General features: G+C 71.5%; 5 protein-coding genes and 1 pseudogene. 4 read left to right on the forward strand and 2 right to left on the reverse strand.

The window, feature by feature from the left end:
* The 3 genes and pseudogenes from P409_RS18270 to ampC form a co-directional block, all read left to right on the forward strand.
* Positions 1 to 351, forward strand: a pseudogene (locus tag P409_RS18270) (2-phosphosulfolactate phosphatase); the annotation flags it as partial.
* Positions 352 to 426: 75 nt separating this feature from the next.
* Positions 427 to 1,146: a class I SAM-dependent methyltransferase gene (locus P409_RS18275; protein ID WP_034840883.1), complete on the forward strand. Its 720-nt coding sequence runs from the start codon at positions 427 to 429 to the stop codon at positions 1,144 to 1,146.
* Between the two features lie 169 nt (positions 1,147 to 1,315).
* Positions 1,316 to 2,512, forward strand: coding sequence for a class C beta-lactamase (gene ampC, locus P409_RS18280; protein ID WP_081991605.1), 1,197 nt, complete (start codon positions 1,316 to 1,318; stop codon positions 2,510 to 2,512).
* Positions 2,513 to 2,823: 311 nt separating this feature from the next.
* Here the strand turns inward: ampC and P409_RS18285 are convergent, their stop codons facing one another.
* On the reverse strand, positions 2,824 to 8,031 hold the full coding sequence (locus P409_RS18285; RefSeq protein WP_081991606.1) for an alpha-2-macroglobulin family protein: 5,208 nt from the start codon (positions 8,029 to 8,031) through the stop codon (positions 2,824 to 2,826).
* Between the two features lie 155 nt (positions 8,032 to 8,186).
* On the opposite strand from P409_RS18285, the gene P409_RS18290 reads away from it, so the two are divergent.
* Complete coding sequence (locus P409_RS18290; protein WP_034840886.1) at positions 8,187 to 8,546, forward strand: hypothetical protein; 360 nt, start codon at positions 8,187 to 8,189, stop codon at positions 8,544 to 8,546.
* 15 nt (positions 8,547 to 8,561) lie between these two features.
* On the opposite strand, the gene P409_RS18295 is transcribed toward P409_RS18290, so the two are convergent.
* Positions 8,562 to 8,881: helix-turn-helix transcriptional regulator (locus P409_RS18295; RefSeq protein WP_034840889.1), on the reverse strand; the 320-nt coding region annotated here is incomplete at its 5' end.

Genomic DNA, 8,881 nt, shown 5'->3' on the forward strand with positions numbered 1-8,881 from the left:
AACGCCGCCGCGGTGGCGCGGCGGCGCGCGGCCTGGCCGGGGACAGCGATATCCGGCATCATCCCCGCCGGCGAGCGCTGGCCGGACGGCGGCTTGCGGCCGGCGATCGAGGACATGATCGGCGCCGGCGCCGTCATCGACGCGCTGGGCCTGCCCTGCTCGCCCGAGGCGCAGGTGATGCGGGATGCCTGCCGCACGGCCGGCGCCGACATCCCACGGCTGATCCGCGAGTCGGTGTCCGGCCGCGAGCTCACCGAGGGCGGCTTCCCACGCGATGTCGAGTTGGCGCTGGAGCGGGAGGCCAGCGCCACGGCACCGCTGCTGGCCGAGGGCGCATACCGGGCCGGCTGAGCCGTTGCCAGGGGGGACGGGACGCCGCTTGAATCAGCCAGCGGCCCACATCCGAAGACTCCAGGAGGACGGCCCATGGACCTCGCCGACCGTTGGGAAGCCCAAGCCCGCCAGTGGATCCGATGGGCCCGGCAGCCCGGCCACGACAGCTATTGGCTGCATCACCGCGACCAGTTCCTGCAGCTGCTGCCCTCGCCCGGCCGCCTGACCGTGGATATCGGCTGCGGTGAGGGTCGCCTGACCCGCCACCTGAAAGGGCTGGGGCACCGGATCACCGGCATCGACGCCTCGCCGACCCTGGTCGCCGCGGCCCGCGAGGCCGATCCGGCAATGGATGTCCGGCTGGCCGACGCCACCGCTCTGCCGCTGGAGGATGCCTGTGCCGACCTCGCCGTTGCCTTCATGTCGCTGCACGACATCGACCCGATGCCGGAGGTGGTGCGGGAGATCGCCCGGGTGCTGGAGCCTGGCGGCAGGCTGTGCCTGGCGATCGTCCATCCGATCAACTCGGCCGGGCGATTCGAATGCAAGGCGGCCGACGCTCCCTTTGTCATCGCCGGCGACTATCTGCGCCCGTTCCCCTACAGCGACACGGTCGGGCGCGACGGGCTGGCGATGACCTTCCACGGCCAACATCGGCCGCTGGAAGCCTATGCCGCGGCGCTGACCGATGCCGGGCTCCTGATCGAGGCGCTGCGCGAGCCGGCCGTTCCGGACCATGCGATCAGGTCTGAGGCCGGCCGCCGCTGGCAGCGCCTGCCGCTGTTCCTGCACATCCGCGCCCGCCGGCCCTGAGAGGCCCCGACAGGGTCTTCCTATGGCCAAGTTTACCTCATGGCTCGGGGAAGTATTCCTCGTCTGGCGGGGGCCATCGCTTGCGCCTATCCAGGGGGCAGGCGGCGCGCACGGCGCCGCGCCGGTCGGGGGCGCCGCCCTGCCGACGGACCCCAGCCATGGAGACAGGATGAGCCCGGTATCGCGCCGGCGGGCGCTGGCCCGCACCCTGCTTGCCGCCCCCGTTTTCGCCGGCCTCGCGGCGCTGCTGCTCGGCGCCGCGCCCGACCCGGCGGACGCCCCGATCGCCCGGATCGTCGACGACGCGATCCGGCCGGTGATGGCGCGGAACGACGTCCCCGGCATCGCCGTGGCGGTCACGGCCGGCGGCCGGCACCACTTCTTCAGCTACGGCGTGGCGTCGAAGGAGAGCGGGCAGGCCGTCACCGAGGACACGCTGTTCGAACTCGGCTCGGTCAGCAAGACCTTCACCGCGACCCTCGGTGCCACGGCGCAGCTGCAGGGCGCCCTGGCGCTGTCCGACGCCGCCAGCCGGCACATGCCGGAGCTGGCCGGCAGCCGCTTCGACCGGATCAGCCTGCTCGACCTCGCCACCTACACCGCGGGCGGGCTGCCCCTGCAGTTCCCGGACGAGGTCACCGACGACGCCGGGATGATCGCCTGGTATCGCGGCTGGCGGCCGGACTGGGCGCCCGGCACCCGGCGTCTCTACTCAAACCCCAGCATCGGCCTGTTCGGCCATCTCGCCGCCCTCAGCCTGGGCCGGCCCTTCGACGAGCTGATGCAGCAGCGCATCTTCCCGGCGCTGGGCCTGAGCCACACCTTCATCCGGGTGCCGCCGGAGCGGATGCCCGCCTATGCCTGGGGATACAACAAGACCGGGAAGCCGGTGCGGGTGAACCCGGGGCCGCTGGATGCCGAGGCCTATGGCGTGAAGTCGACCGCGGCCGACATGATCCGCTTCGTCGACGCCAATATCGACGGCGCCGGGCTGGACGACTCCACCCGCCGCGCCATCGCCGCCACCCATGCCGGCTATGACCGGGTCGGCGACATGACCCAGGGGCTGGGCTGGGAGATGTATGCCTGGCCGGTCGCGCTGGACCGGCTGCTGGCCGGCAATTCCCCGGAGATGAGCTCCAAGCCCAACCCGGTCGACCGGCTGGACCCGCCCCTGCCGCCGCAGGACGACGTGCTGCTCAACAAGACCGGCTCGACCAACGGCTTCGGCGCCTACGTCGCCTTCGTCCCGTCGCGCCGCATCGGCGTGGTGATCCTGGCGAACCGGAACTACCCGATCGCGGACCGGGTTACCGCAGCATACCGGATCCTGACGGCGCTGGGCGGCACGACCGGGACGGAGTGAATGAGCTCTGGCCACGCCAGAGCTTGATGTCGAGCGTCTGCGGCGTGGCCTCTCCCGCTTGGCGGCAGCTTTTCGGGCTGCCAAGTCGTCATTGCGAGCGTAGCGAAGCAATCCATGCAGCCGCTCGAGCGGGCCGATGGATTGCTTCGTCGGCTTCGCCTCCTCGCAATGACGGCGAAGAGGCGGGTGTTACGGAAAGGTCTCGCCTGCGGGAGAGGCAACGTCTTGAATTCGTTCTGCTCCAGCTCCGGAAACGAAAGCCCCCGCCGCGTGCGGGACGCGGCGGGGGTCTCCGATTGATCCGACCGCTGCTACTTCCGCGCCTCGACCGTCAGGGCGCCGAAGCCACCGCGGGCGTTGTATTGCGGCCGGTACATGTCCTCGACATAGGGGGCCGGCAGGGCGAAGCGGCCCGGGGTCACGGCGCGGGCCAGATAGGCCACCGTGAAGTTCCTTGTGTCGCCGGTCAGGTCGATCGCCGCGACGTAGCGGTCGTCCCGCATCTCGACATGCTGCGTGTCCGACAGCGTGTCGGCGATGTCACCCAGCTGCGCGCCCTTGCCGACCGACGGGTTCTCGATCTCCAGCCCCGCCGGCAGCAGGTCGACGATCAGGGCCTGGTGGTCCAGATCGTCGGTGGCGCGGCCCCGCAGCAGCACGGTGACCAGATCGCCCTGCTTCACCGCCGTCTTGGCCGGGTCGAAGGGCCGGCCGTCGCGGTCGAGATAGGTGCGGACGATCTCGAACCCGTCGCCGCCCGCCGGCAGCGGCGCCCCCGGCACGCCGCGCACCGTCAGCACCTGGCGCATCGGCCCGCTGCCGGTGTTCTTCACCGGGATGCCGGCGGCCAGGGTCGGGGCGTCCGGGGTGTAGCGGTAGACGGTGCCGGGATTCGCCACCGCCTTGCCGGCGACGTCGAGCGACAGCGGCGTGGCGCCGTCCAGCGCCGCGTCGGCCGCGATCAGCAGCCAGGTCATGTCCTGGGTGCTCCACCACTTGTCCTTGGCAAACAGGTCGGCGGCGACATCGACCTGCTGCAGCACCTCGTCCTGCGACTGCTTGGCCTCGTGCAGCAGCGCCGCGGTGGCGGCGTGGTCGCGCAGCGGCGAGCCGTAATCGCCATAGAAGTTGTCCGGACGCTCGGTCGAGGTCGCCGCGGCGAAGCCCTTGGCGGTGCGCGCCGTGTCGCCGAACTGGGCGGCGGCCGCGGCGATCTGCGCCTGCGACACCGGTGTCTGGTACTTCGGCAGGCAGTTGTCGACGTAGTAGCGCATGGTGCCGACATCGCCGCCGCCGGCCCGGGCCACGACATAGAGCGCATAGGCGCTGGCCGGGGTGCATTCCGAGCGCGCCTCGTACCAGTCGAGGTAGTTCGACAGGAACTTGATGCCGCGCTGATACGCCCGCTCCGGGATGCGGTAGCCGCCCTCGGCCCGCGCCCGGGTCAGGAAGTCGAGCGCATAGGCCGACAGCCACGGGTTGGCGTCGCCGAAGGGCGACCACATGCCGAAGCCGCCGGCCGGCTGCTGCGCCGTCATGATCCGGTCGATCGCGCCCTGCACCTTGCGGTGCACGTCGTCCGGCTTGAAGCCGCTGTCGATCTTCTCCGCCACCTTTGAGACATAGAGCAGCGGCAAGGCGCGGCTGGTGGTCTGCTCGACGCAGCCATAGGGGTAGTCGTCCAGCGCCTTCAGCAGGCCCGGTATGTCGAAGGTCGGCCGGGTGGAGAAGCTGGCGAAGACCTGCACGGTGTCGGGCAGGAAGCCGCGCGTCAGGTCGGCGTTCAGCACCACCGACTGGTTCGGCTGCACCAGGGTGGCGACGCGGTCGGTGGTCAGCGCCTGGGCCGGGCGCACCGACAGGTCCCAGTCGCGGTCGCGCTGGAAACCGTCGGGGCCGGTGACGCTGATCCTGATCTTACCGACGCCGGTGGCGGTCGCGGTCAGCGGGATCGTCCGCCGCGCCTCCGCCCCCGGGGCTACATTCTGGGTGAACTGGGCGGCGTCGGCGGCGACCGCGAGCGGGCCCTCGGCCGAGACGCGGATTCCGTAGTCGCCGGCCGGGCCGGAGAGGTTGCGCAGCGAGAAGGTCAGCTGCGCCTGGTCCTTCGGCGCCAGGAAGCGCGGCACGCCGATCTCGGCGATCACCGGGTCGCGCACTTTCATGGCGATGGAGGCGGAGCCGAGCGAGCCCGGCGTCCAGGCCACCGCCATCAGCCGCAGCTCGCCGTCGAAATCCGGCAGGTCGAGCGGCACAGTGACGCGCCCGTCGGCCCCGACCGGCAGGATCCCGCTGTACAGCGCGACGGTGCGGGTGGAGCGCTTCGGCAGCCCGGCCATCTGCTGGGCCGCGGCGTCGCCGCCGGTGCGGACCTGGCCGCGGCGGCCGTCGCTGATGATCAGCCTTCCATAGGCGTCGCGCATCTCCACGCCCAAGGCGCGGCGGCCGAAATAATGGTCCGCCGGGTCGGGCGACTGGAAGTCGGTGAGCAGCAGGATGCCCTCATCCACCGCCGCCAGCGTGACCCAGGCCTTCTGGCCCTGCGGCACGTCGGTGATGGTGAGTGGAAGGTCGAGCCGCTGGTTCGGCCGGATCTCCGCCGGCGCGTCGATCGACACGCCCAGCACCCGCTCGGTGACGTCGATGCCGAACCAGGCGACGCCGACGGCGCGGCCAGGACCGTGCCGCCGCTCCCCGCCCTCGCCCGAGGGGCGGAAGGCGGTGGCCAGTACATAGGCGCCGGAGCCCCAGTCGGACGACACCGGGATCTCGACGGTGGCGCCATCGGCCGGGACGGCGACGTCGCGCGTCTCCAGCACCCGGTCATTGGCGATGAACAGCAGCACGTCGCCGGCGAAGGGCGGCTCGATCCGCACCCGGGCGGTATCGCCGGCCTTGTAGCTGGTCTTGTCGAGCGCGACGGTCAGCTTGTCCGGGGTCGGGTTCGGGTCGTCCGACACCCACCAGCCGGCATAGAAGCGGGACGAGGTGGCGCCGCCGCCCTTCGGATCGTAGACGTCGAGCCGAAAATTGCCCCAGCCCACCGCCTGGCGGATCGCCGCCGGCGCGTTCGGGGCGACGTCGACCGTGCCGTCCGCCACCTTGCGGTCGCGGGTGACGACCTTGTAGTCCCAGTGCCCGTCGGTCGAGAACCACTGGTAGTCGTGGATCTCCTCCACCAGGTCCCAGCGCAGGCCCTTGATCGCGGCCGGGCGGCCGCCGGCGTCGAGGCCGATGACCTCGAACCGAGCATCGGCGCCTTCCTGCAGCGAGCCGGAGAACAGCGGCTTCAGGCCGATCCAGGGATGCTCCTGCCGCACCGGCAGGGTCGTAGTCTCATTGGCGGTGCGGCCGCTGGAATCGAACACCGCGGTGCGCAGCTCGGCCTCGAGCGGCACGGTGGTGTCGGGCAGCGCGTCGAGCAGGATGTCGACCCGGCTCTGCCCCGCCGCGTCGGTCGCCGGGGTGGTGATCGGCCGGGTGCGCGGCGAGAAGGCGTCCTGCACCAGGCCGAACTGGTAGTCGGCATAGTCCGGGAAGGGCTTGGCCGCCTGGCGCAGGGTCAAGCTGGCCTCGGTCGCCAGCTCGGCCGCCGGCGCGCCGTACAGGAACTGGGCGTCGATGGTGACCGCCGCCGGCTTGGCGACGCGCAGGTCCTTGGCGTCGGTCTTCAGGTCGACCCGGATCCGCGCCGGCACGAAATCCTCGACCTGGAACGGGGTGCTGCCGATCGCCTGGCCCTTCGGGTCGACATAGGCCTCGGCGGTCCAGGTGCCGGTATAGGCGCTGTCCGCCAGCGGCACGTCGATGCTGTAGGAGCCGCCGCCCTGGTCGGTCGCCTGCTGGACCTGGGCCTCGACCCCGTCCGGCCGGCTGATCTTGACCGTCAGCGGCACGCCGTCGATCGCCGCCGCGCGCTCGTTGCGCAGCAGCGTGGTCAGGTGCACCGTCTCGCCCGGACGGTAGACGCCGCGCTCCGGATACAGGAAGGCGTCGAGCGGCCCCGGCTCCGCCCGCCCGCTGACGCCGCGGTCGGACAGGTCGAAGGCCGGGCCGGTCAGCTCCAGGAAGGTGAAGTCGCCGGAGCCGTAGGCATAGACCGCGGCCGGCCGGTTGCCGCCCTGCCCGGCCATCACCCCGGCCGGGAAGGTGGCGAGGCCGCCGGCATCGGACTCGGCCTCGCCCAGCACCGTATTGTTGCGGGCGATCAGCGCCAGCTTGACGCCGCCCTGGGCCTTGGCCGAGGACAGCGAGCGCGCCGCCACGGTCAGCCCCTGCTGGCCGGAGAAGGTGGCGAGGCCGAGATCGGTGACCACGATCCACTGCGTGCCCGGGGTCTGGTAGCTGTCCTCGTCGACCTTGGCGTCGACCGCCGAGAGCAGGTAGACGCCGGGCTTCGGCTGCGGCAGCACCGTGTCCATCGGCACGCCGGTCACCACCGCCTTGTTGGTCTGGCTGTCGACCGGCATGGTGCCGGTCCACACCTCCTCGCCCGCATCCTGGGCCAGGCTGTCGACGTCGTAGCTTTCCAGCATCTGGCCGATGCGGCCCTGCGCCACCTGGTCGACCAGGTTGCGGTCGTTGATGCGCAGCAGCCGCAGCTTGACCTCGGAGACGTTGACCGTGGTCACCGGCACCGTGCCCTCGCCGCCCTTCGGCAGGACATAGGCGCTGCCGCGGAACACCACGCTGGCCGGGCGGTCGTCGACCGTCAGGTCGAAGCTGTCATCGGCGGCCAGCACGTCGCCGTCGACCGACTTGATGCCGGCCAGCAGCGTCACCGAGTAGGTCTGGCCGAAGGACACGCCCTCGAGGCACAGCTGCCGGTCCGACGGGATCACCTCGACCGGCACCGCCGGCTCGATCCGGACATAGTCGGAGTAGCGGACGGTGCGGCCGTCGACGATCGGGTCGGAGAAATCGGCGCAGAGCTGCGGCGCGTCGCGGTCGTTCTGGACATAGGTCGAGGTGACGCGGAAGCCGTACTGCTCGCGCAGGTTGCTGGCGTATTCGGTGTTGTCGTCGCTCGGCGCCAGCTGCGCGCCCTCGGCCGCGATCTTGATCGCCTCGCGGCCCTTGTCCTGCTGCTCCAGCCCCCGGGCCAGCAGGATCAGGGCGGCGCCGCGCAGCTTGTCGGTGGCGGCGTTCTCATAGGCGGCATAGGCGGCGCTCAGCGCGTTCTGCGACGAGGAGTCGGTCTGCTGCAGCGCCTGGGCCAGGCCGTACCAGGCGCCGGCATCGGTGGGGCGCTGGCCGAGGATCAGCTGGTAGGCGTTGACCGCGTCGTCCCAGCGCTCGCCCTGGACGGCGTCGGCGGCGCGGGCCCGCAGCGACTTCAGGTCGGCCCGCTGGTCCGGCGGGGTGGCGCTGGCCTGCTGCTCCAGCTTCTTGGCGAAGGTGGCCATGCTGGCGGCGAGGCCCGGCGCCTCATAGGCGGAGGCGGCGGGAGGCAGGGCCAGCGTCGCGGTCAACAGCGCCGCCGCCGCGGCAAAGGTGGCGAAACGCAACTTCAAAGCCATGGCGACCCCCGTCGTCTCACCCCGGCCAAGCCGGGACTCGGCACAGACTATACGCCCGATCACGTCGAAACCATGACGCAGGCGAGGCGGCGGATCGGCCCTCCCCCCCACCGGGGCGAGGCGACTATGATCCCCCGTCCTTCGCGGAGTGCCCCATGATTCGACCCCTGGCGATCCTCCTGCCGCTGCTGGTGCCCGCCGCCGCCCTGGCCGCCGATGCGCTGACCGGCGCGCAGATCCAGGCCCAGATCGTCGGCAACACGGTGGAGGGGACGGCCGGCGACGTCGAATACACCGAGTTCTACGCCGCCGACGGCACCATCCACGGGCTGGGCGACGACGGCCCCTATGCCGGCCAGTGGACGATCGAGAACGACCACATGTGCTTCGACCTCGGCGAGACCAAGGAATGCGACAAGATCCAGCTGGACGGCAGCAAGATCCAGCTGTTCGGCGATGACGGCTCGCTGGTCGCGGTCGGGGAGCTGAAGCCGGGAAACCCCGGCAACCTCTGAGAGACCGCGGGACGGTCAGGGGACGGGCCGCGAGTCGGCATCCCGGGCCCTGTCCCTCGCCGCCTTCGCATCCCGGACCGGCGGCAAGCCGAACATCCGGCCGTATTCCCGCGTGAACTGCGACACGCTCTCATAGCCGACCGCGAAGGCGGCGCTGGCGGCCGACGCGCCCTCGGCCAGCATCAGCCGGCGCGCCTCGATCAGCCGCAGCTGCTTCTGGAACTGCAGCGGCGACAGCGAGGTGACGGCGCGGAAATGCTGGTGGAAGGATGACGGGCTCATCCCGGCCGCGGCCGCCAGCCGTTCGACCGGCAGCGGCCGCGCGAACTCGGCCC

Source organism: Inquilinus limosus MP06 (assembly GCF_000767795.1).
GTDB classification, from domain to species: Bacteria; Pseudomonadota; Alphaproteobacteria; order DSM-16000; family Inquilinaceae; genus Inquilinus; species Inquilinus limosus_E.